The organism is Pseudonocardia sp. (assembly GCF_025465255.1).
In the GTDB taxonomy this organism is placed as follows: domain Bacteria; phylum Actinomycetota; class Actinomycetes; order Mycobacteriales; family Pseudonocardiaceae; genus Pseudonocardia.
Genome location: NZ_JAODNI010000204.1, coordinates 63,160 through 83,627 on the forward strand (window position 1 = coordinate 63,160; position 20,468 = coordinate 83,627).

Genomic DNA, 20,468 nt, shown 5'->3' on the forward strand with positions numbered 1-20,468 from the left:
GCCATCATCTCTGCGCAGAGTGCCCGTTTCGCCACGACGTCACGCCGTGGGAAGGCGCGATCGGACCGGCGAAGGGCAGGGGTGCGGACGCGGGCACGCGGCGCGCGCCGACGACGGGGTGTCCGACGGGACCTCAGTCCCGACGGCTCCACGGGTCGTCCTCGCGCTCGAGCCACGGTTCGGGACGCCACGGGTCCTGGTCCGCGCCGCGGGCGGATCCCCAGCCCCCGGCCGTCTCCCGGTCCTCGTCCACCGTCCCGGTGACCGCCTCACCGGCGCCGCGAACGGTGGCGCCGTCGGACGCACCGCGGGTGGGCAGCTCGCGGTTCGTCGCGGCCCCCGAAGCAGGCAGGTCGACACCCTCCTCCGCGCGGTGCCGGCCGGCCTCGAGCCCGCGCTGGTAGGTCGCCAGCCGGCGCCGGATCTGCTCGGGCTCGCGTTCGGTGGAGACGGCGGGCGCGTTCGGCAGGTCTCGCAGGGGCGGCGGCACCATCTGCCGCCCGGGACGGCGCTGGGGCAGCCCACTGGCGGTGAGCGGCAGCTCCTCCTCCGCGCGGGCGGCCCGCTCGGTGGCCATCCGCCAGCCCTCGTCGCCGGCGCTGACCCAGTTCCGCGGCGCCCCCTTGCTCTCGGTGCCCGTGCGGCCGGTGTTCTCGCCGGTCAGCCAGGAGTCCGCGAGGCCCGTGCCGTTCGCGTGCCCGTTGGTGTGGCCGTCCAACGCGGGCTCCGGCTCGTCCCCGGTGCGGAACCAGGCCGAGGCGACCTCGGCGAAGATCGGCGTGCCGCCGAAGTCCCCGCCGTGACCGCCGCCGACGTCGAAGGAACCGAAGAGCTCCTCGGCCGAGCTCGCGGTGCCCAGGACGACGGCCGACGAGCCCTGCCGCCGGCCACCGGCTCCGGCCGGGACCGGCTCGGACCGGGTGGACGGGCCGTGCGCGGGCAGCGGCGCGGACTCCCACGCCGACGGGAAGACGGGGGCGGGGCCCGCTGCCGCCGCCTCGACCGCCTCGCGGGGGAAGCGCACCAGCGCGACGAGCCCGACCCCGGACGGCAACGACGAGCCGGGAGGGGCCTGCAGCTCGACCCGCCCGCCGCAGTGCTGCGCGAGCCGGGCGGCGAGGAACAGCCCGACCCGCTCCGCCGGGACGGCCTCCGCCGGCGTGCCGCCGAGCTCGCGTTCCAGCTGCTCGGCCTCGTACCAGGGCAGTCCGGCGCCCTCGGCCTGCAGCTCGACCATGATGCCGCCGTCCCCGGCCCAGCGGCCGACGACCTCGACGCGCGTGCCGGGCGGCATGTTCTTGCCCGCGTAGGTGAGGAGCTCGGTGACGATCTGCGTGGCCGTGACGGCGATCCCCGGCACGAACGCGGCGGCCGGAGCGGGCGCCACGGAGACCTGCGACGGCTCCGCGGCACCCGCCGCGGCCTCGCGGAGCACGCCTCCGACGTCGCCCGCGACCGGGCCGGGGCGCTCCGGGCGGCCGCCGCTGAGCGCCAGCAGGTTCTCGCCGTCCCGCAGGGTGCGGCGCGCGGCGAAGGCGACCTCCGCCAGGTCCGCGATCGCCCCGCTGCGGTTCTCGCCCGCCCGGAGCCGCTCCGCGAGTATCAGGGCCCGCTCGCCCTGGGCGCACATGCGCCGGGCCAGGGCCTGCAGCACGCCGTCCGTGGTGCCGGCCGGCCCGGCGGACACCCCGGCAGCGGCGCCGTCGGCGGAACGTCCGGTCCACGCGCCTGCCGGCTCGCCCAGCCAGGAGCCGGACGGGGTGTCTCGCTCCACTCTTCCTCCGCAACGACCTGTGCTCGTCCGTGGCCGCGGCTGACGCGTGAACGTCGACGCCCACCACATCGGACCCGGCGCGATCGGCGGCGAGCCCGGGGTCCGTCGTGGGGAGCGTGCGGCCCGGAGTCTGTCGGGGCCCGAGATTACCGGCGGAAGGTGCGCGGCGCGCCCCCGTCTGCGGTGGCCGGTCGCCCCGGTGGGGTCGGGCGGCGAGCTGGCAAGTCGACACGCCGGGAGATCAGCGATTCGTCCGCCCATCGCGGCCGGAGCACCGGTGGGACGTGCGGGAACCCCCGGAACAGGGCGGGGAGGAGAGGGGACAGGCGACCCGACCGCGACGCTGCGGCGGGTCCGCCCGGAGGGAATCTAGGCGACCCCTGCCCGGACGTCCAGGGTCCACACCCGACTTTCCCACCCGATCGGGTGACGCGGGCCCCTGCTACTCGAAGCGCGACGGGTCCCCGGCGCCCTTGCGGACGATCTCCGGCTCCGGTCCCGACAGGTCGACGACGGTGGTGGGCTCGACCCCGCAGTCCCCCGAGTCCAGGACCGCGTCGACCGCGTGGTCCAGGCGCTCCTTGATGTCCCAGCCCTGCGTCAACGGCTCCTCCTCGTCCGGGAGCAGCAGGGTGGAGGACAGCAGCGGCTCGCCCAGCTCGTCGAGCAGCGCCTGGGTGGCCCGGTGGTCCGGGATCCGCACGCCGACCGTCTTCTTCTTCGGGTGCAGCAGCCGCCGCGGAACCTCCTTGGTCGCGGGCAGGATGAAGGTGTAGCTGCCGGGCGTCGATGCCTTGACCGCCCGGAACACCGCGTTGCCCACGTGGACGAACTGGCCGAGCTGCGCGAAGTCCCGGCAGACGAGGGTGAAGTGGTGCTTGTCGTCGAGCCGGCGGATCGCGCGGATCCGGTCGAGGCCCTCCTTGTTGCCCAGCGCGCAGCCCAGGGCGAAGCAGGAGTCCGTCGGGTAGGCGATCAGCCCGCCGTCCCGCACGAGGTCGACGACCTGCCCGATCGTGCGTCGCTGGGGATCGTCGGGGTGGACGTCGTAGTACCGCGCCATACCGGGAGCCTACGAGCAATCGGGCGTCCCGCGTGGAGTCTCGTCCACGAAGCCCCCGCTTCCGCGCCCGGGCGCCGGTTCACCCTGGCGGATCCGGCACGGCACCGGTTACGGTCCCCTCGACAACTTCATCACTCGGGAGCTCGCGGCAAGCGGGCTGAGAGGGCGGCTTCACCCCCGGTCGACGGGGGTCGGGCGTCGCCGACCGACGGAACCTGTCCGGGTAATTCCGGCGTAGGAAGGAAAGCCATGACAGCACTCACCGGTGCGCGTCCGCAGGTCACCACGGGTCCCATCAGGGGCTCGCACAAGGAGTACGTCGAGGGCCCCGACGGGCTGCGCGTCCCGGTGCGCCGGATCGAGCTGAGCAACGGCGAGCACCACGACGCCTACGACACGTCCGGCCCCTACACCGACGACGCGGTGGCCGTCGACGTCCACTCCGGACTGCCGCGGCTGCGCGAGACGTGGCCGGCCGGACCCGAGCCGATCGCCGGGGCGTGCACGCAGCTCGCCCACGCCCGCGCCGGCCGCGTCACCCGGGAGATGCGGTACGTCGCCGTCCGGGAAGGGCTCGACGCGGAGCTGGTGCGTTCCGAGGTGGCCGCCGGGCGGGCGGTGATCCCGGCCAACCGGTGCCACCCCGAGCTCGAACCGATGATCATCGGCCGCCGGTTCCTGGTGAAGATCAACGCCAACATCGGGAACTCGGCCGTGACCTCCTCCATCGAGGAGGAGGTGGACAAGATGGTGTGGGCCGCCCGGTGGGGCGCGGACACCGTCATGGACCTCTCGACAGGCAAGGACATCCACGCCACCCGCGAGTGGCTCCTGCGCAACTCGCCCGTCCCGATCGGGACGGTGCCGATCTACCAGGCCCTGGAGAAGGTCGGGGGCGATCCGGCGAAGCTGTCCTGGGAGGCCTACCGCGACACCGTCGTGGAGCAGTGCGAACAGGGCGTCGACTACATGACCGTGCATGCGGGCGTGCTGCTGCGCTACGTCCCGCTCACCGCCAAGCGCCTCACCGGCATCGTGTCGCGCGGCGGCTCGATCATGGCCGCGTGGTGCCTCGCCCATCACCGGGAGTCGTTCCTCTACACCCACTTCGAGGACCTCTGCGACATCCTGCGCACCTACGACGTGACGTTCTCCCTCGGCGACGGGCTGCGTCCGGGATCGATCGCCGACGCCAACGACGACGCCCAGCTCGCCGAGCTCCGGACGCTGGGGGAGCTGACCCGGATCGCCCGCTCGCACGACGTCCAGGTGATGGTCGAGGGCCCCGGGCACATCCCGCTGCACAAGATCCCCGAGAACGTCCGGCTCGAACAGGAGTGGTGCGACGGCGCGCCGTTCTACACCCTCGGCCCGCTGACCACCGACATCGCGCCCGGCTACGACCACATCACCAGCGCCATCGGCGCGGCGACGATCGCGCAGGCCGGCACCGCCATGCTCTGCTACGTCACCCCGAAGGAGCACCTGGGCCTGCCAGACAGGGACGACGTCAAGACCGGCGTCATCACCTACAAGATCGCCGCACACGCCGCGGACCTGGCCAAGGAGCACCCCCGCGCCCAGGCCAGGGACGACGCGCTGAGCCAGGCGCGCTTCGAGTTCCGCTGGCTCGACCAGTTCCACCTGTCCCTCGACCCGGACACCGCGCTGGCGTTCCACGACGAGACGCTCCCCGCCGAGGCCGCGAAGACCGCGCACTTCTGTTCCATGTGCGGGCCGAAGTTCTGCTCGATGCGGATCACCCAGGACGTCCGCGACTACGCCGAGGAGCACGGCCTCACCAGCGTCGAGGCCATCGAGGCCGGCATGGACGCGAAGTCCCGGGAGTTCGCGGACGCCGGCGGCCGGGTCCAGCTGCCGCTCACCCCGGTGGGAGAGCGGGCCGGCGCGGGCGATGCGGAGGGCGGGAGGCTTCCGTAGCGTCGGGTCCCGAGCCGGTCGACGACGGTCGGCGGACGCGACTTCCGGAGGATTCGACGTGAACGTGGCCGACCTGCTGACCGAGTCCTTCGGACGTGTCGCCGCGGGAGTGCCCGCCGTGCTCGAGGGTCTCGACGAGACTCAGCTCGGCCTGCGCGTCGACGGCGAGGCCAACTCCATCGCGTGGCTCGTCTGGCACCTGACCCGGGTCCAGGACCACCACGTCGCGGACGCGTTCGGCGGGGACCAGATCTGGATGTCGGAGGGCTGGGCCGAGCGCTTCGACCTCGGCCTGCCCGTCGAGGACACCGGCTACGGGCACGGCCCGGACCAGGTCGCCGCGGTCCGGGCGAGCGCGCGGCTCCTCGCGGGCTACCACGCCGCCGTCGCCGAGCGGACCCTCTCCCTGGTCGGGGACCTCGTCGATGACGACCTGGATCGCGTCGTCGACGAGCGCTGGGACCCGCCGGTCACCCTCGGCGTCCGCCTGGTCAGCGTGATCGACGACGACACCAGGCACCTCGGCCAGGCCGAGCTCGTCCGCGGCCTCCTCCCCGGCTAGTCCGTCCGCCTCCGGCGCCCGTGCGCACGGGCGGCGTCAGCTGCGAGAGTGCACACATGGATCTACAGCTGAGCGGCAAGCGGGCGATCGTCACCGGCGGGAGCCGCGGCATCGGCTTCGCCGTCGCGGACACCCTCGCCGCCGAGGGCGCCGACGTCGTGGTCGTGTCCCGGAACAAGGACTCCCTGGAGGCGGCGGCGGAGAAGCTCCGGGCCCGCGGCGGACGGGTGCTCCCACTGACCGCGGACACCACGGACGACACATCCGTCCGCGCGATGGTCGACGCCGCGGTGGCCGAGCTCGGCGGCGTGGACATCCTGGTCAACGCCGCCGCTTCACCGGCGAGCGCGGCCGCGAGCGCCGACCTCGCCGGGACCACGGACGACGCGGTCCGCGAGCAGATCGAGACCAAGGTGCTCGGCTACCTCCGCTGCGCCCGCGCCGTCGCCCCGCACATGACGGGGCAGGGCTGGGGCCGGATCGTGCACGTCAGCGGGCTCAACGCGCGGAAGTCCTCGCAGCTCGTCGGGGCGATGCGCAACGTCGCGGTGGCCGCGATGGGCGCCGCGCTCGCGCAGGAGCTCGGGCCGCAGGGCGTCAACGTCACCGTCGTGCACCCGGGCTTCACCGTCACCGAGCGCACGCCCGGGATGATCGCGGGCCGAGCGGAGGCCCAGGGTGTCTCCGAGGCCGAGGCCGAGGCACAGTTCGCGGCGACCACCACCGTGGGCCGGTTGATCACCGCTCAGGAGGTCGCGGACGTCGTCGTGTTCCTGGCATCGCCGCGCAGCGTCGGGATCAACGGCGAGTCGGTCGGGGCCGGCGGCGGGACGCCGGACGTCATCCACTACTGACCCGGCCGCATGACGGGGACACGTCCGTCCGGGTACCGCGGTCGACGGGCGAACGGCGGCGGGCATACTCGGCCGGGATGTCCCCCGCTCCCCCGGCCCGACGCAGCACCCCGGCTGGATACGCCCTGACCCGACGGCCCCCGGCACGCCGCCCGCTGTACTACCTCATGGGCACGGCCGGTCACCCCAACTACGGCGACGAGCTGATCGCGTCGGTCTGGCTGCGGCACCTCGCGCGGGTCGCCCCGGACGCGGACGTCTGGCTGGACTGCCCGGTCCCGGGCTCGGCCGCCGTGCTGCTGGACGGGCTGCACCCGCGGGCGCACTTCACGGACACCGCGTGGCGGCTGTGTGCGGAGGCGCCGCCCGGAGGGCCGTGGGAGAAGGCCGCGTGGGTGCAGAGCGCGCTGGAGAACCCCGGCCTCGCCTACCGCTGGGTGAACGGGATCGAGCTGCTGGCCTCGGCGGACGTCGTGCACGTGATCGGCGGCGGGTACGTCAACGGTATCTGGCCGCATCACATCGGCCTGCTCGGGGCCGCCGCGGCCGCGACGCGGCGCTCGGCCGGACGGGCGGTGCTCACCGGCCAGGGCTTCACCCCCGTCGAGGAGGCGGAGGCCTCCCTGCTGCGCGCGCTCGTCGACCGGTTCGATGTCGTGGACGTCCGGGACGCGGCGTCCGCCGAGGCGCTGCGGAGGCCGCAGGCGCAGGGCGTCGACGACGCGTTCCTCGGCGCGGACGCGTTTCCGCACGTCGAGCACACCGCGGACCTGCCCCGGTACATGCTCTGTCTGCAGTCCGACATGACCGAGCACGACGGCGGTGACCTCGCCGCGTTCACCCTCGCGACGCTGCGGGAGTGGAACGCCGATCCCGCGGACGTCGGCGTCGTCGAGGGCATCCCCGGGCAGGACCGCGCGGTGTTCGGGCTGATCGAGCACGAGCTGCCGGGTGCCCGGTTCTTCCCGTTCAGCGAGGTGTGGCGCTCCGGCATGCCGGTGGCGCCGCACCAGACCTGGCTCTCCACCCGCTTCCACGTGCACCTGGTCGCGGCGGCGGCCGGGGCGAGCGGCGTGGCGGTGAGCCTCAAACCGGACTACTACACGACCAAGCACGGGTCGCTGGTCGAGCTCGGGTCGCACTGGCAGCTCGTCGACGACCTCACGGACGTGCCGAAACCGCCGGACGCCGGCGGGTTCGACCCGGTGGCGCTGGCCGGCCACACGCGGCGCAAGGCCGCGGTGGCCGCCCGGGTCTATCCCGGCTGAGCCCGGTCCCCACCTGCGGGGAGTTTGTGCCCGGGGCGGTGGGGGGAGCCGTCCGGGGTACCCGCGCCCCGACCCGGAAGGTGACCGCCGATGGCCAGGACCGCCGACGGACCCGAGCTGCTCCCCGAGACCGAGGAGCTCGCGACCGGTAAGAACTTCGCCGCCGTCTCGACCGTGTTCCCGAGCGGCCTGATCCAGACGCAGATGATCTGGGTGCACGCCGCGAACGGGAAGATCGTGCTGAACACCGAGACGCACCGCGCGAAGGCCCGCAACGTGCAGCGAGACCCGCGCATCACCGTGCTGATCCGGGACGAGAACGACCCGTACCGCTACGCCGAGGTCCGGGGCCGGGTGACGGACACGACCACGGGGCCGGAGGCCCGGGCGCACGTCGACGAGCTGTCGCAGAAGTACACGGGCCGGCCGTACCCGCCGGAGAACATCAAGTCCGAGCGGATCATGCTCTGGATCACGCCGGTGCGGCAGACCTACATCGACCAGGGCAAAGGCATCTCCTGACGCCCTTCCCGGCGAGAGGGTGGCCGGGGCCATGGCCCCCGAGACCACGGCCCCGGCCCGCAACCGCCCGTCCGCTCCCCAGCGACCGGCGGCAAGTTCAGGTTGCCCTCGCCCAGGTGCCTGGTCTACCCGGCACGGCGAGAGTGAACCCGTCCGTGGACCCCATTGTGTCACAGCCCACAGCCGAACGTGGGGATGTGGATCAGGGGTGCTCGGCGGTGCGCGCGAGCGCCGACTCCAGGTCCTCGAACGTCGCGAGCACCTGGTCCAGCCCGCTGACCTCCGTCGGCCGCGTGACCGCCCGGGTGCCGTCGACCACCAGGCGCAGCGGCTCGCGCCGGTGCGCAGCCCCGACGCGACGGCGCTCACCTGCAGCAGGCCGCCGCCGTCGATCTCGGGGTCCGGATCGGTCACCCCACGAACATGGCGAGCGGGGCGGTGGCGCGCACGCCGCGACCTCACCCTCGGGCGAGGTGGCGCTCAGGACTCCGTGCGCAGGCGCGCCAGGCGGCGGGTGGTGGGCCAGCGCACCTCGCTCGCCCAGCCGAACCTCTCGAAGAACCAGATCACCCTGGCCGAGATGTCGATCTGGCCGGGTAGGACGCCGTGCCGGGCGCAGGTGGGGTCCGCGTGGTGCAGGTTGTGCCAGGACTCCCCCATGGACAGCACCGCGAGCGGCCAGAAGTTGCGGGAGCGGTCCCGGGAGCGGAACTGCCGGCGGCCGACCATGTGGCAGATGGAGTTGATGGACCACGTCACGTGGTGGCACAGCCCCATCCGGACCAAGCCGCCCCAGAAGAACCCGGTCAGCACACCCCACCAGGACCAGCTGAGCAGTCCACCCAGGATCGCGGGGAGCGCGAGGCTGACCAGGACCCACACGCCGAAGAGCCTGCTGACCCGGCTGACGGCGCGGTCCGCGATCAGGTCCGGGATGAAACGCTCCCAGTTCGTCTTCCGGCGCTCGAACAGCCAGCCGATGTGCGCCCAGACGAAGCCCTTGCCGACCGCCCAGGCCGACGTGCCGTAGCGCCACGGCGAGTGCGGTCGCCCTCCTTGTCCGAGAAGGCGTGGTGCCGGCGGTGGTCCGCGACCCAGGCCATCACCGAACCCTGGATCGCCAGCGATCCGCTGATCGCCAGCGCGACCCGCAGCCAGGGCTTGGCCTTGAACGACCCGTGGGTGAAGTGCCGGTGGTACCCGACGGTCACGCCGAGGATGCCGACCACGTAGAACACCGCCGCAATGGCGATGTCCCACCAGCCGATCCCCCAGCCCCACACGAAGGGGACGGTGGCGAGCAGGGCGATCCCGGGTCCGACCACGAACAACCACACCAGCCCCTGCTGCCAGCGGCTACGGGTCGTACCCAGGATCGGTTTCGGGCCTGTGGGCTGGTCGACCGGGCGGTCGTCGGCGGGACTGGCGGGGGCGGGGCCGGCGGCCTCGACGGACAATGGTCACCTCGATGATCGTGTCTGCGGTCCGGCGGGGTCCGGAACCGGTCGGTACCGAGCGTAGGCGGTCCTCACCGCGCGCCACAGTCCCGCCGCTGCATACCCCGGAACGACGTGGTGAACACAGCATGCTCGCGACGTCCTTCCGAGCCCGGCCCGGACCACTGTCCGTGAACTCGGGTCACCCGGTCGTGCGACACGTCACCTGGCCACTTCGGAACGGAACGCGTCGCCGCCACGATGATCAGGTGTGCGCATGGTGGAGCCCCGGCCGGAGCCGGACCCGAGCGGATCGGCGAACGTGGTGCCGATCCGGCAGGGCGCGCGGGCGCGGGAGCAGGGGCGGACGGGCGAGGAGCAGGCGGTCCTGGCGGACGAGCGGTTGATCGAGGACGTGCGGGCGGGACTGGTCTCGCCGTCGGACCCGGACCCGATGGCCGCGTTCCTCGCCTTCTGGCGCAGGCTCGCCTGGGACCCGCGCGCCGTCGACGACGTCCCGCGGCTCCCCTGCCGGCGCCGCAGGACCGGCTGACGACCCCGCTCAGTCCGCCGTCTCGGCCCCCGCGGGCAGCGGCGCACGGGACCGGCCCCGCAGGCCGAGCGCCCGCAGCTCCAGCTCCGCGAACCCGTCGAGGGCGTGCGGGTCGGCGGAACGCCACGCGGCGACCGGGTCCGGGACCACGGCCAGCAGCTCGCGTACCGGCCGGTTCGTGAGCGCGCGCAGCGCCAGCAGCTCCGGGCCGATCTCGCGCGCCGCCACCGCCGCGGCCGCCGCCCGCGCGAAGCGGATCCGCGCCGGCAGCCAGACCAGCACCACCGGCAGTGCGCCCAGCACCGCGATCCCGGTCCCCGCCGTGACGGCGAGCGCCGCGATCGTGTCGATGTGCTCCTGTCCGGCCGCGGCCAGCGACGCCCCCGCCTCCGTGCCGGAGCCGAGGGAACGCGCGAGGTCGTCCCCGACGAACGGGATGCCGCCCGCGGTGCGCGCGGCGTCGTCGAAGGTCCTGGCCACGGTCTCGCCGGCGGTGACGAGCCTCCGCGCCGGGCTCTGCAGGGCGAGCAGCAGACCGTGGATCGTCACCCCGGCGACGATCCAGGCCACCACCCAGCCGAGCGCCACGACGTCCGCCAGCAGCTGCCGGGCCGCGCGGGCGGGTCGTTCCGCGTAGATCCGCATCGCGCAGGTCTACCGCAGCGCCACCCGCTCGGCGCGGCGGCCGCGGTGCGCACCCGGGCCCGGGCCCGGAGGCCTACGACCCGAAGGCGCTCAGGAACCGGTCCCGGAAGGCGTCCATCCGCCAGACCGGCGCCTGCGGACCGGGTTTCAGCCCGTCCTGCCAGCCCCACCCGGCGATCCGATCCAGGACGGCCGGGTCCTTGGCCACGATCGTGACCGGCACGTCCCGGCTCGCCCCGTCCCCGGTGATGATCGGGGCGGGCTGGTGGTCGCCGAGGAAGACGAGCACGAGGTTGTCCCTGCCGTACTTCTGGACCCACGAGACGAGGCTGTCCAGGGAGTACCCGATGGAGTCCCGGTAGCCGACCCGGACCCGGTCCGGGTCCTGCCACACGACGGGCGGTGCATCGGTCGCCCTGACCGCCGCGTCGTAACCGGTGCCGTCCCCCAGGTCGTCCCAGTTCCGGAGCTGGGGCACGGGCGTCCACGGCGAGTGGCTCGACGTGAGGACCACCTCCGCCATCAGCGGGTCGCGGCCCGGCCTGCCGTACTCGGTGCGCTGGAAGGTCGACAGGGCGAACTGGTCGGGCATCGGGGACCACGAGAAGTTCAGGCCGCGGTACCCCATGTCGTCGGCGCTGTAGAGCGTGTCGAGGCCGTAGAACCGCGCCTCCGGCCAGGCGCCCTTGGTGCCGGGCATGACGGCCACCGTGTTCCAGTGTGCCCGCTCGAAGGCCTTCGTGAGGGTCAGCCGGTCGCTCGAGACGAGGCTGCGGTCGCGCTGCTCGTTGTCGATCCACAGGCCGGACGAGAACGTGGCGTGGGCCAGCCAGCTGCCGCCACCGGCGATCGGCGAGGTGAGGAAGGCGCTCCGGGAGGCGAACCCGGCCGCCTCCAGCTCACGCGTCCCCGCATCGAGCACCGCTCCGACCTGAGGTGCGTAGCGCGGATCCTCCACGGCACTCCGCCCGTAGCTCTCGACGAAGGAGAAGATCACGTCCTTGCCGCGCAGCGCGGACAGCCGCTCGCCGTCCGGGACGTCGCGGAAGGCGTCGCCGGAGGCCTCCCGGGCGAACGTCTCCTTGTCCCGCACGCCGGCGGGGACCGCGCGGGCCTGCTGGTAGGCGAGCGAGGCCGCGCTCCGGGCGGCGACCGGCACGGGCGGGACGAGCTGTGCGCCGGACAGCGCGCAGCCGAGCCACACGACCGTCAGAACCGCGACGGCCCGGGCCGAGACGGCCCTCCGCCGGCCCAGGAGCGTGCCGAGGCGCACGACCGCCAGCGCCGTCAGGACGACCACGGCGAGGACGAGCAGCACGACGCCGACGACAGCGCCGATCGCGCCGGCCCGGCCGACCGAGTCCGTCAGGAACGACACGGCGTCGTCGAGGAGGACCCAGTCCAGCACCGGGTCGAACGGGCGGGACAGCACCTCGAGGAAGCCCATGTTGATGATCTTCAGGATGGTCAGCAGGCCCAGTGCGGTGCCGCCGACCGCCGCCACCACCCGGCGCGGCCGGGGCGGCAGGACGAGCAGGAGCGCGGCGCCGACGAGCCCCTCCACCGGGATGCGCAGCAGGGCGCCGGGAGTGAGCTGCGAGACCAGCTGCGGAGCGACGAGGGTGACGAACACCAGCAGCGCGGCCAGGACCGTGATCACCCACCAGAGGACCGGGTGCGCCCGCCTGCGGCGGGCCGGGCCCGGCTCCTCGCCGGCGGCCTCGTCCGGGCCGGCGGCGGGCCGGGGGAGTTCCTCCGGTTCCCGGGCGCGCGGGCCCGCGGAGCGGTCGGAGATCGACACCGAGGGTTTCCTTTCGTGCGGGCCGGTCACGGCCGGTGGACCGGATCGAGGTGCGGCAGGTCGTGGCCGAGGCGGTCGCGCTTCGCGGTCAGGTACCGGACGTTCTGCTCGGTGACCGGCTCCAGCAACGGGACGCGTGCGGCGACGGCGACGCCGTGCCCCGTGAGGGCGTCCACCTTGTCGCCGTTGTTGGACAGCAGCCGGACCGAGGTGACGCCGAGGTGGCGGAGCACCCGCGCGGCCGCACCGAAGTCGCGGACGTCCACCGGGAGGCCGAGCGCCGTCGCGGAGTCGACCGTGTCGAGCCCCTGCTCGTCCTGCAGCACGTGCGTGCGGACCTTCGCCACCAGGCCGATCCCCCGGCCCTCGTGCCCGCGCAGGTACACGAGCACCCCGGTGCCCTCCGCGACGATGGCCTCGAGCGCCGAGGACAGCTGCGCCCCGCAGTCGCACCGCAGCGCGTCGAAGACGTCGCCCGTCAGGCACTCGGAGTGCACCCGCACGAGCACGTCCTGGCCGGGCCGCGGATCGCCGTGGACGAGCGCGAGGTGCTCGGGCCCACCGCTCCGCTCCCGGAACGCGACAGCGCGGAACGTTCCGCGCCGGGTCTCCAGCGTCGACTCGGCGACGTCGGTCAAGGCATCGTTCGGCATGTGCTGTCCCCTCTGGTTCTCGTGCGGGAGCCGTGAGAAGGTCCGCCGTGATGGATCTGCTGCCGGCCGACACCACGCTCGACGAGCGGATGCGTTCCGCGTCGGTCGCGCTGCTCCCGATCGGCAGCCTCGAACAGCACGGACCGCATCTGCCGCTGACGACGGACACGGTCGTCGCGGCCACCCTGGCGGCCGAGATCGCCGCCGCGTACCCGGTCCGCCGGCTCCCACCGGTCACGATCTCGTGCTCCCACGAGCACGCGGCGTGGCCCGGCACGGTGAGCATCTCGGCCACGACGCTCGCTGCCATCGTGCGCGACGTCGCCGCCTCGGTGCACCGCGCGGGGATCACCTCGCTGGTCCTCGTCAACGGCCACGGCGGCAACTACGTGCTCGGCAACGTCGTGCAGGAGGCGAGCCTCGGGCCGCTGCGCATGGTGCTGTTCCCGGGCGAGCCGGACTGGGACGCGGCACGCGCCGCGGCCGGCCTGGTCACCTCGGGTCTCAGCGACATGCACGCGGGCGAGCTGGAGACCTCGATCCTGCTGCACGCGCACCCGCACCTCGTCACGGCGCCCCTGGACGACCTCGACGTGTTGGCCGACGACCGCCGCCACCTGCTGAGCCGGGGCCTGCAGGCGTACACGGACACGGGCGTGGTGGGCCGGCCGTCCCTGGCGTCGGCCCGGAAGGGTCGTGACCTCCTCGCGAGCCTGGTGTCCTCGTTCGCCGACTACCTCTGACCGGGTCGGAGGGCCGCTCACGACCGGCCACCGCGCGGGCACCCGGCCGGCAGGGCGAGCAGGTCCTCGTGCCCGACGACGACGCGCAGCTCACCGGCGGCCGCGGCGGCGAGCCTGCGCCGCAGATAGTCATCGCCCGCCGCCCGGAGCGCGGGACGCCGAACGCACGCCGCCTCGATCCACCCGCGCAGCCACTCCTCCGCCAGCTCGGCCTCGGCCGGGCCGAGCCGCCACGCGCTCGGCGCGATGGTCACCGTCGCGCCGCGACGGCGGAACGCCTCGGCGGCCACGCCGACGGCGTCGGGCCCGAGCAGCTGGCGGCCGTCCTCGGTGCGCCGCTGGTGGGCGTCGAAGGCGGCGGCGAACGCGCCGTCGAGGGGGTCGGCAGGGGTGATCGCCACGCTCCCGGCGACGGAGAGCGTCAGCAGCGCGGGGCACCCGGCCGTGGTGACGGCCTCGGCGACGTCCTCCACCTCCTGGGCGGTCAGCAGGTCCAGCAGCGCCGAGCAGGTCACCAGCGCGGTCCCGGCGAGCTGCCCGGCGTCGACGTCGGTGAGGTCGCCCGGGCAGGTCTCCGCGGTGACGCCGGCCGGCAGGCTCGCGGCGGCCCGGCGGAGCAGCACCGGGTCCCGGTCGTGCAGGACCCAGTGCTGGGAGCTCGCGGGAGCGGGCAGCCGTCCGGCCAGCCAGCGCGCCACCGAGCCCGTGCCGCAGCCGAGGTCGCGCACGACCAACGGCTCCTCCGGCGGCCGGGTGCCCAGGAAAGTGGCGACGAGCTGCTCGACGAGCGCGGACGCCCTCGCCGCGGCGTCGGCGGGCTCGCGCAGCGCGAGCCAGTCCGGCGCGCACACCGGCGACCCGGCCGTGCTCAGCCGGGCGTTCCAGCTCGACGGCACGCGATCTTGCGTCGTGGTGCGGGACAACGGACCCCCTGGTCTGCGACGACGTTCCTCGAAAGACCCACACGTACCGCGAGCCCCGACGGTTCACCGGCGATTCCCGTGAACCACCGGGCCCGTCGCTGCGTGCTGGGAGATGTGGGACATCCAGTCACGATGCGCACGACCCTCCCGGCCGCCTTCGAGCAGGGCGCCGCCACAGGCCTGCAGCTCCTCCTCCTGGCCGGGCTCGCGGCCGTGTCCGGCCTCGGCCCGGTCGGTGTGCTGGCCGGGGTGGCCTACACCGCCGCCCTGCTCGGGCTGCTCGGTGCCGCCAAGCGCCGCGCGGGCAGACCGTCGCTCGGCCCGGCGGACGCGGTCACGCTGGTCAGGGCACTGCTCGTCGGCGGGGTGACGGCGCTGGTCGCCGACGGGCTGGTCACCGGGACGACCGCGACCCCGGATCTCGCCGTGCTCGCCGCGGTGGCGCTGGCCCTCGACGCGGTCGACGGGCAGGTCGCCCGCCGGACCCGCACGGCGTCGGCGATGGGCGCCCGGTTCGACATGGAGGTCGACGCGTTCCTCATCGTCGTGCTGAGCGCCCACGTCGCCGCCGCGGTGGGGGCGTGGGCCCTCGCCATCGGCGCGATGCGCTACGCCTTCGTCGCCGCCGGGTGGGCGCTGCCGTGGCTGCGCGGGCCCCTGCCCCCGAGCTACGCCGGGAAGACCGTCGCCGCGCTGCAGGGCGTCGTGCTCGTCGTCGTCGGCGCCTCGGTGCTCGGGAGGTCGGCCGCCGTCGTGCTGGTCGCGGGGGCGCTGGCTCTCCTGTGCTGGTCGTTCGGCCGCGACGTACTGCGGTTGCACAGGGGCCGGGCGCGAAAGGACCGGCTGCGAGAGGTCCGGGTGCCGCGGCCGCGGCAGGCCGCCCTCCCGGACCGCACGCCCGTCATGCTGCGCCTCGACCCGGTCCGCGACGGCCGCCGCGGGAACCGGACCCCGCCCTGCGACTCAGCCCGTCCGTACCGCCCCGGACGGCTCGGGCGGCGCAACCGGGCCGGCCACCCGTCGCCGCGCGCCCACCGGTACCTGTACGTCTGCAGTTGCCGCCCGCACGACCGCAGCGATGCGGGCGTCCGGGCGGATCACCTCCTCCTCGCCCGGCCTCGCGCCGAGCGCCTCCCCGAGGATCCTGTTCCGGTCGAGCGCGTCGACTGACCCGGACGGCACGCAGGTGAGCGCCGACCAGGAAGCTCCTGGCGTAGGGCGCTGCACCGGGTCGGTGAGGAAGTGTCGCGAGATGCGCGGAGAACGGCTCGGCGCTCCTCTGCACCGCGGAGGATCCGGGCCGTGCCCTACCGCCACTGCGTGTGCACAGCCGGTGCGGGCGGCGGTCGGGCGCCGGTCCGCAGGGCGGTCCAGGTCCCGACCGCCATCGTCAGTGCCGTCGCCGTCTTGCCCGGGGTGGTCGCCTTCCGCTGCCCGCGGCGCGGGTCGCCGACCGCGGCGAGCAGGCTCCCCAGCACGTTGCCGGTCAGCGCTGTGCTCACCGACTGCCGGCTCACCGCGCGCGCCGGGGCCGTCGCCGCGACGATGCGGAAGGCGTCGACGAGGCCGCGGCCCGTCACGAGGTCCGCGCCCCACGCCGGAGCGGATCCGACCCGCACCGGGGCCACGGCGACGTCGGCGGCCATGAGCGCGCGACCGTCCGCGGCGGACACCGCCAGCACGCCCGCGCCGCCGGCCTGCAGCCGGCGCACCGTGTCCAGGAGCGGCTCACCGGCGGCGGCGACCTCGTCGGCAACACCGGCGATCTCCCGCGTCCCCACGTGGTCGGTGAGGACCAGGTGGTGCCCGGCCTCACCGACGGCGACGAGCAGGGCCTCGGCGTGCGGATCGAGCTCGGCGGCGACCACGACCGAACCGACCCGTTCGGCGCCGTCGAACAGCCCGTGCGTCCGCCCGCCCGGGGCGTCCGGCGACTCCTCCGCGGGCCCGAGGCGCAGGCCGTCGGTCCCACCACAGCAGCCCTCGTCCTCCGCGCCGCACTCACCGACCAGCCTCGTCGCCGCCGGCCAGAGCGCGGCCTCGTCCCGGCCCTCGGCCTCGGTCGCCACCCGGAGTACGACCGGGGGGCCGGTGCACAGCGCGTCGCTGTCCAGCACGACGACGTCGACGCGGTCCAGCCGGCGGTAGGCCGAGCCGTCCATCGGCAGCACCCCCCTCCGGCACATCAGCAGGTCCAGCACGGTCGCGAACGCCTCGCGACCCTGGACGGCGGCCTTGGGGGTGAGGCACTTGAGCAGGTCCGCCGACCGGGCCGGCTGTCGGGTCAGCGCGAGCAGCGCCCCCGCACCCGCGAGCGACGTCGGGCCCAGCCGGGACCGGTAGCGCTCGATCGGTCCGGGTCGCAGGGGGACCGGCCGCTCGCCCGGGGCCGGCATCGGCTCGGGGGAGGCGTCCTGCGGCGCAGGCCTGCACAGCTCCGGCTCCCGCCGCCGCCACACCTCCCGCCGGGCGTCCATCTCCGCCGCCCGCTGCACAGCCGCGGCGGCGTTGAGCGCGGGGATCACCGGACTCTGCGTCAGCGCGTGCAGCAGCGCGCTCATCCCGGTGAACACGAGGTCGGTGCCGATCGGGCCGATCCGGTCGGTCAGCCCCTGCCTGATCCACTGCTGGGAGTCGAGCAGCGCGAGCACGAGCGTGGCGTGCCGGGTCAGGGCCGGCACCGCCAGCGCCTTCCCGCCGTAGGCCATCCCGGTCGCCGCGGTGTCGACGGCCGCCGTGACGACCGCGGCCAGCAGCGGTTCCAGGTCGGCGGGGTGCTCGTCGCGCTGCGGGAAGACCTGGCGCCCGCCCCGTGCCCGCTCGATCCTGGTCACCACGCCGACCAGGTCCTCGACGCTGATCCGCTTGTCGTCGAAGGCCACGGGGACCCGCCCGACGACGTTGTTGACCGCCGCCCACTCGACGCCCTCGAGCCGCTCGAGGTGCCGCCGCAGGGCCTGCTCGACCTCCGGACCGCCTTCCAGCGTCGGGGCGGCGAGCTCGACGTGCGTCCGGCCGCCGGCGGCCCACACGCGGCGGCTGTGCCGCGCCTGCGGGGGCTCGAACATTCCGCGGGCGACGCCGGCGAGCCGCCCCATGCTTCCGTCGGCGACCCGGTCCGATCCCGGGACCAGGGTGCCGGCGATCCGGACGCTCCCGACACCGACGTCCTTGGCGAGCTCCGCGGACTTCGCGGCCGCCGCGACCGTGGTGGCGGCGGCGGCACGCGCCGCGCGGGCGCCCGCCCGCGTCGACTCCACCACGAGCCCGGCCGTGAGCACCGCCGATCCCGCGGCGAGCCCGGCACCGGCCGCGGCGACGTGGACCGCACCGTCCGCTGCTCGGCGGACCAGCGCGGACGGGCGGAGCAGCGCCATCGACAGCCCCTCGAACAGCAGCTTCGGCCTTGTGCCCCGCGGATACCCGGTCCGTCGGGATCGGAACACACCTCCCACGGCCGCCCCCGGCCTCGGGGCGGGCGTCCCGCGGATCTACGCCCGAGTGAGTGGTGGTCCAGGGTGGATGTGCTGCAAGACCGGTCGCACCCGCCCCCGGGGCGACGCGCGCCGGCCCGGGGAACGGGATCGACTTCTCACCTCTGGTGCCGCCACGGGCCGGTGATGGCGAACATGTAACCGGGCTCCTGGACGTTGGCGAAGAGCACCTTCCGGTCCGGCGAGTAGATCGGCCCGGTGAACTCGACGTTCTTGCTGCCGTCGGTGAAGTCGTTGCGCGCCACCGGGAACGTCACGCCGCTCTCGGTCGCGCCGATCAGGTGCTGCACGCCCTCACCGTCCTCGGCCAGGATGACACCGCCGTAGGGCGAGATGCTGACGTTGTCCGGGCCGTCGAAGGCACCGTCGGTCTGCGGGCTCGCGTTGCGACCGAACAGCAGCCGCAGGGTCAGCGTGGCGCGCTTCGGGTCGTAGAACCAGACCTGCCCGTCGTGCTGGGCCGGGCTCTCCGCGCGGGCGAAGCTCGAGACGATCCAGGCGCCGTCGGCGTCCCACCACGCGCCCTCCAGCTTGCGCGCGCGGGTGATGTCGCCGTCGCCGAACTGCTTGCGGGTGGCGGTGCTGCGGCCGTCCCGGTCCGGGACCGGCACCCACTCGATCCGGTAGGTCGTGCCGACCTTCGCGGCCAGCGACAGGTCCGGGACGTGCTTGCCCGCGTCGTCGAACGCCTTCATCGCGCTGAGCACGCCGTCCGTCGGGCCGAGGCCTCGCAGCGCGCCGTGCCGGCCGCGGTAGCCGCGCGGCGGGGCCCAGCGGTAGAGCAGGCCGTTCGGCTTGGCGGCGTCCTCGGTGAGGTAGATGTCTCCGCGCCGGGGGTCGACGGCGGCGGCCTCGTGCTCGAACCGGCCGAGCGCCTTGATCGGCTGCGGGTCCCGGTTGGCCCGACGGTCGTGCGGGTCGACCTCGAAGACGTAGCCGTGATCCTTCTGGAAGCCGCCGGTCCCGGCGAGCGCGTCGATCTCCTCGCAGGTCAGCCAGGTGTCCCACGGCGTCTGCCCGCCGGCGCAGTTCGTGGCGGTGCCGGCGATGCCGACGTACTCGGTCCGGCGGGTGCCGTCCGGGTTCGTCTCGACGACCGTGCAGCCGCCGGCCGCGCCCGGGTCGTAGACCATGCCGTCGAGGTGCGGGACGGGGAGGTGGGTGCCGAACGGCTCCCGGATCTCGTGGTTGTTCACCAGCACCGTGCCGCCGCCGCGGCGGCGGAAGGCGCCCGTGCCGTCGTGGTTGCGGGGCGTCGGCTCGCCGGACTCCAGGGTCGTGACGCCCGCGTGGGTGACGATCGAGTAGGCGAAGCCCGCGGGGAGCGCGAGCCGGCCGGCGGGGTCCGCGACGAGCGGCCCGTAGCCGGGCTCACGCGGCGCGGCCGACGCCGACGGCGCGGTCATCAGCATCTCGGTCCCGCCGATCAGCATCACGCCGGCCCCTGCGACAGCGGTGCGCTGCAGGAATCCCCGGCGCGACAGTTCCTGGGTCATCTCGTGTGTCTCCGTTCCGTGCACGTCCCGGCCGGGCTCGTCACCCGACCGGGTGGTGGCCGGCCGCCACAGTGACGGACGGAGGAGACACGACGGTGAACGGCGGCGGAACGGAACGGATCAAGCGCGCGAGCCCTCCGTCAGCGGATCAGCACGAGGCAGAACGGGTGACCCACCGGGTCCAGGAACACCCGGAACGTCTCCCCGGGCTGCACCTCGCCCTTCCGCGCCCCGATCGTGAGTACCTGCTTCTCGGCCTTGTCCAGGTCCGGCACGTCGAAGTCCAGGTGCGCCTGCTGCGGGTGGTCGGAGCCGGGCCACACGGGCGGCCGGTAGCTCGCGACCTGCTGGAACGCGATGGTCACGGAGCCGGTACCGGGATCGAGCTCGACCCAGTGGTCGTCGGCGGCGGTGTCCTCGGAGGCGACCGGCCAGCCGGTGATCGCCGAGTAGAACCGCGCGAGCGCCAGGGCGTCCGGGCAGTCGAGTGCGAACAGGCTGAGCTTTCCGATCGCGGTCATGCAAGGACCGTAGGACCGCGCGCCGACAGTTTCGAGCGGGTCACAACGGCCTTGACCGCCGCACCCGGACCGTCCTACGGTCTGAGGCAGGTCACGAGTGCCAGCGTCAAGCCCCGGCTTGCTGGCCGGCAACCCTCCTCCGCGGTGGGGTGCTCCGGGTGACGACCAGGCCGGCGCGAACACCCGCGCCCGGCAAGCGCGGACCCGATCCCTCGCGAT

At 74.4% G+C, this 20,468-nt stretch carries 17 protein-coding genes, 1 pseudogene and 2 riboswitches; of the genes and pseudogenes, 8 read left to right on the forward strand and 10 right to left on the reverse strand.

The features are described 5' to 3' along the window. Nucleotides 1-133: 133 nt before the first annotated feature. Together JWP64_RS24660 and JWP64_RS24665 are read right to left on the reverse strand one after the other, a co-directional pair. A complete protein-coding gene (locus JWP64_RS24660; protein ID WP_297501686.1) occupies nucleotides 134-1,774 on the reverse strand; it encodes a hypothetical protein in 1,641 nt (546 codons plus the stop codon). A 442-nt stretch (nucleotides 1,775-2,216) separates the two neighbouring features. Continuing rightward, nucleotides 2,217-2,837, reverse strand: coding sequence for an L-threonylcarbamoyladenylate synthase (locus JWP64_RS24665; RefSeq protein WP_297501689.1), 621 nt, complete (start codon nucleotides 2,835-2,837; stop codon nucleotides 2,217-2,219). A 125-nt stretch (nucleotides 2,838-2,962) separates the two neighbouring features. Beyond that, a riboswitch (TPP riboswitch) is annotated at nucleotides 2,963-3,095 on the forward strand. Between JWP64_RS24665 and thiC the strand changes: the two genes are divergently transcribed. The 5 genes from thiC to JWP64_RS24690 all read left to right on the forward strand — a co-directional run bounded on the left by thiC (nucleotide 3,087) and on the right by JWP64_RS24690 (nucleotide 7,984). Beyond that, the gene (gene thiC, locus JWP64_RS24670) at nucleotides 3,087-4,778 is read left to right on the forward strand and encodes a phosphomethylpyrimidine synthase ThiC (RefSeq protein WP_297501692.1); all 1,692 of its coding nucleotides are present in this window, start codon (nucleotides 3,087-3,089) and stop codon (nucleotides 4,776-4,778) included. Its footprint overlaps the riboswitch before it by 9 nt. A gap of 58 nt (nucleotides 4,779-4,836) precedes the next feature. Beyond that, nucleotides 4,837-5,340, forward strand: a complete 504-nt coding sequence (locus tag JWP64_RS24675; RefSeq protein WP_297501695.1) for a DUF664 domain-containing protein — start codon at nucleotides 4,837-4,839, stop codon at nucleotides 5,338-5,340. A 56-nt stretch (nucleotides 5,341-5,396) separates the two neighbouring features. After that, the gene (locus JWP64_RS24680) at nucleotides 5,397-6,194 is read left to right on the forward strand and encodes an SDR family oxidoreductase (RefSeq protein WP_297501698.1); all 798 of its coding nucleotides are present in this window, start codon (nucleotides 5,397-5,399) and stop codon (nucleotides 6,192-6,194) included. 77 nt (nucleotides 6,195-6,271) lie between these two features. Then, on the forward strand, nucleotides 6,272-7,462 hold the full coding sequence (locus JWP64_RS24685; RefSeq protein ID WP_297501701.1) for a polysaccharide pyruvyl transferase family protein: 1,191 nt from the start codon (nucleotides 6,272-6,274) through the stop codon (nucleotides 7,460-7,462). A gap of 90 nt (nucleotides 7,463-7,552) precedes the next feature. Then, nucleotides 7,553-7,984 carry a PPOX class F420-dependent oxidoreductase gene (locus JWP64_RS24690; RefSeq protein WP_297501704.1) on the forward strand — a complete coding sequence of 144 codons (432 nt, stop codon included), beginning with the start codon at nucleotides 7,553-7,555 and terminating at the stop codon, nucleotides 7,982-7,984. Nucleotides 7,985-8,464: 480 nt separating this feature from the next. On the opposite strand, the pseudogene JWP64_RS24695 reads toward JWP64_RS24690, so the two are convergent. Further along, nucleotides 8,465-9,360: pseudogene (locus tag JWP64_RS24695) on the reverse strand (acyl-CoA desaturase). Nucleotides 9,361-9,697: 337 nt separating this feature from the next. On the opposite strand from JWP64_RS24695, the gene JWP64_RS24700 reads away from it, so the two are divergent. Next, nucleotides 9,698-9,973, forward strand: a complete 276-nt coding sequence (locus tag JWP64_RS24700) for a hypothetical protein (protein ID WP_297501707.1) — start codon at nucleotides 9,698-9,700, stop codon at nucleotides 9,971-9,973. Between the two features lie 9 nt (nucleotides 9,974-9,982). Here JWP64_RS24700 and JWP64_RS24705 read toward each other — a convergent pair whose 3' ends face one another. From JWP64_RS24705 to JWP64_RS24715, 3 genes are all read right to left on the reverse strand, one after another. Continuing rightward, nucleotides 9,983-10,618 (reverse strand): hypothetical protein, encoded by a 636-nt coding sequence (locus JWP64_RS24705; protein WP_297501710.1) that lies wholly within the window; start codon nucleotides 10,616-10,618, stop codon nucleotides 9,983-9,985. Nucleotides 10,619-10,691: 73 nt separating this feature from the next. After that, a complete protein-coding gene (locus tag JWP64_RS24710) occupies nucleotides 10,692-12,419 on the reverse strand; it encodes a sulfatase (protein ID WP_297501713.1) in 1,728 nt (575 codons plus the stop codon). Nucleotides 12,420-12,445: 26 nt separating this feature from the next. Continuing rightward, on the reverse strand, nucleotides 12,446-13,072 hold the full coding sequence (locus JWP64_RS24715; RefSeq protein WP_297501715.1) for a GTP cyclohydrolase II: 627 nt from the start codon (nucleotides 13,070-13,072) through the stop codon (nucleotides 12,446-12,448). A 50-nt stretch (nucleotides 13,073-13,122) separates the two neighbouring features. On the opposite strand from JWP64_RS24715, the gene JWP64_RS24720 reads away from it, so the two are divergent. Continuing rightward, nucleotides 13,123-13,815: a creatininase family protein gene (locus JWP64_RS24720; RefSeq protein WP_297501718.1), complete on the forward strand. Its 693-nt coding sequence runs from the start codon at nucleotides 13,123-13,125 to the stop codon at nucleotides 13,813-13,815. 17 nt (nucleotides 13,816-13,832) lie between these two features. On the opposite strand, the gene JWP64_RS24725 is transcribed toward JWP64_RS24720, so the two are convergent. Next, entirely contained in the window at nucleotides 13,833-14,711 is an 879-nt protein-coding gene (locus JWP64_RS24725; protein ID WP_297501720.1) for a class I SAM-dependent methyltransferase, read from the reverse strand. 159 nt (nucleotides 14,712-14,870) lie between these two features. Between JWP64_RS24725 and JWP64_RS24730 the strand changes: the two genes are divergently transcribed. Further along, a complete protein-coding gene (locus tag JWP64_RS24730) occupies nucleotides 14,871-15,908 on the forward strand; it encodes a CDP-alcohol phosphatidyltransferase family protein (RefSeq protein WP_297501723.1) in 1,038 nt (345 codons plus the stop codon). A gap of 137 nt (nucleotides 15,909-16,045) precedes the next feature. On the opposite strand, the gene JWP64_RS24735 is transcribed toward JWP64_RS24730, so the two are convergent. From JWP64_RS24735 to JWP64_RS24745, 3 genes are all read right to left on the reverse strand, one after another. After that, on the reverse strand, nucleotides 16,046-18,115 hold the full coding sequence (locus JWP64_RS24735) for a hypothetical protein (protein WP_297501726.1): 2,070 nt from the start codon (nucleotides 18,113-18,115) through the stop codon (nucleotides 16,046-16,048). A 215-nt stretch (nucleotides 18,116-18,330) separates the two neighbouring features. Next, nucleotides 18,331-19,728: an alkaline phosphatase PhoX gene (locus JWP64_RS24740; RefSeq protein ID WP_297501729.1), complete on the reverse strand. Its 1,398-nt coding sequence runs from the start codon at nucleotides 19,726-19,728 to the stop codon at nucleotides 18,331-18,333. Nucleotides 19,729-19,868: 140 nt separating this feature from the next. Then, nucleotides 19,869-20,249 carry a VOC family protein gene (locus JWP64_RS24745; protein ID WP_297501732.1) on the reverse strand — a complete coding sequence of 127 codons (381 nt, stop codon included), beginning with the start codon at nucleotides 20,247-20,249 and terminating at the stop codon, nucleotides 19,869-19,871. Nucleotides 20,250-20,338: 89 nt separating this feature from the next. Beyond that, a riboswitch (SAM riboswitch) is annotated at nucleotides 20,339-20,454 on the forward strand. Nucleotides 20,455-20,468 lie beyond the last annotated feature (14 nt).

Bases quoted from the DNA above. Each gene is read 5' to 3' on its own strand.
- JWP64_RS24665 (WP_297501689.1), bottom strand. From the start codon at position 2,837: ATGGCGCGGTACTACGACGTCCACCCCGACGATCCCCAGCGACGCACG.
- thiC (WP_297501692.1), top strand. From the start codon at position 3,087: ATGACAGCACTCACCGGTGCGCGTCCGCAGGTCACCACGGGTCCCATC.
- JWP64_RS24680 (WP_297501698.1), top strand. From the start codon at position 5,397: ATGGATCTACAGCTGAGCGGCAAGCGGGCGATCGTCACCGGCGGGAGC.
- JWP64_RS24685 (WP_297501701.1), top strand. From the start codon at position 6,272: ATGTCCCCCGCTCCCCCGGCCCGACGCAGCACCCCGGCTGGATACGCC.
- JWP64_RS24690 (WP_297501704.1), top strand. From the start codon at position 7,553: ATGGCCAGGACCGCCGACGGACCCGAGCTGCTCCCCGAGACCGAGGAG.
- JWP64_RS24700 (WP_297501707.1), top strand. From the start codon at position 9,698: ATGGTGGAGCCCCGGCCGGAGCCGGACCCGAGCGGATCGGCGAACGTG.
- JWP64_RS24705 (WP_297501710.1), bottom strand. From the start codon at position 10,618: ATGCGGATCTACGCGGAACGACCCGCCCGCGCGGCCCGGCAGCTGCTG.
- JWP64_RS24715 (WP_297501715.1), bottom strand. From the start codon at position 13,072: ATGCCGAACGATGCCTTGACCGACGTCGCCGAGTCGACGCTGGAGACC.
- JWP64_RS24720 (WP_297501718.1), top strand. From the start codon at position 13,123: ATGGATCTGCTGCCGGCCGACACCACGCTCGACGAGCGGATGCGTTCC.
- JWP64_RS24730 (WP_297501723.1), top strand. From the start codon at position 14,871: ATGCGCACGACCCTCCCGGCCGCCTTCGAGCAGGGCGCCGCCACAGGC.
- JWP64_RS24735 (WP_297501726.1), bottom strand. From the start codon at position 18,115: ATGGCGCTGCTCCGCCCGTCCGCGCTGGTCCGCCGAGCAGCGGACGGT.
- JWP64_RS24740 (WP_297501729.1), bottom strand. From the start codon at position 19,728: ATGACCCAGGAACTGTCGCGCCGGGGATTCCTGCAGCGCACCGCTGTC.
- JWP64_RS24745 (WP_297501732.1), bottom strand. From the start codon at position 20,249: ATGACCGCGATCGGAAAGCTCAGCCTGTTCGCACTCGACTGCCCGGAC.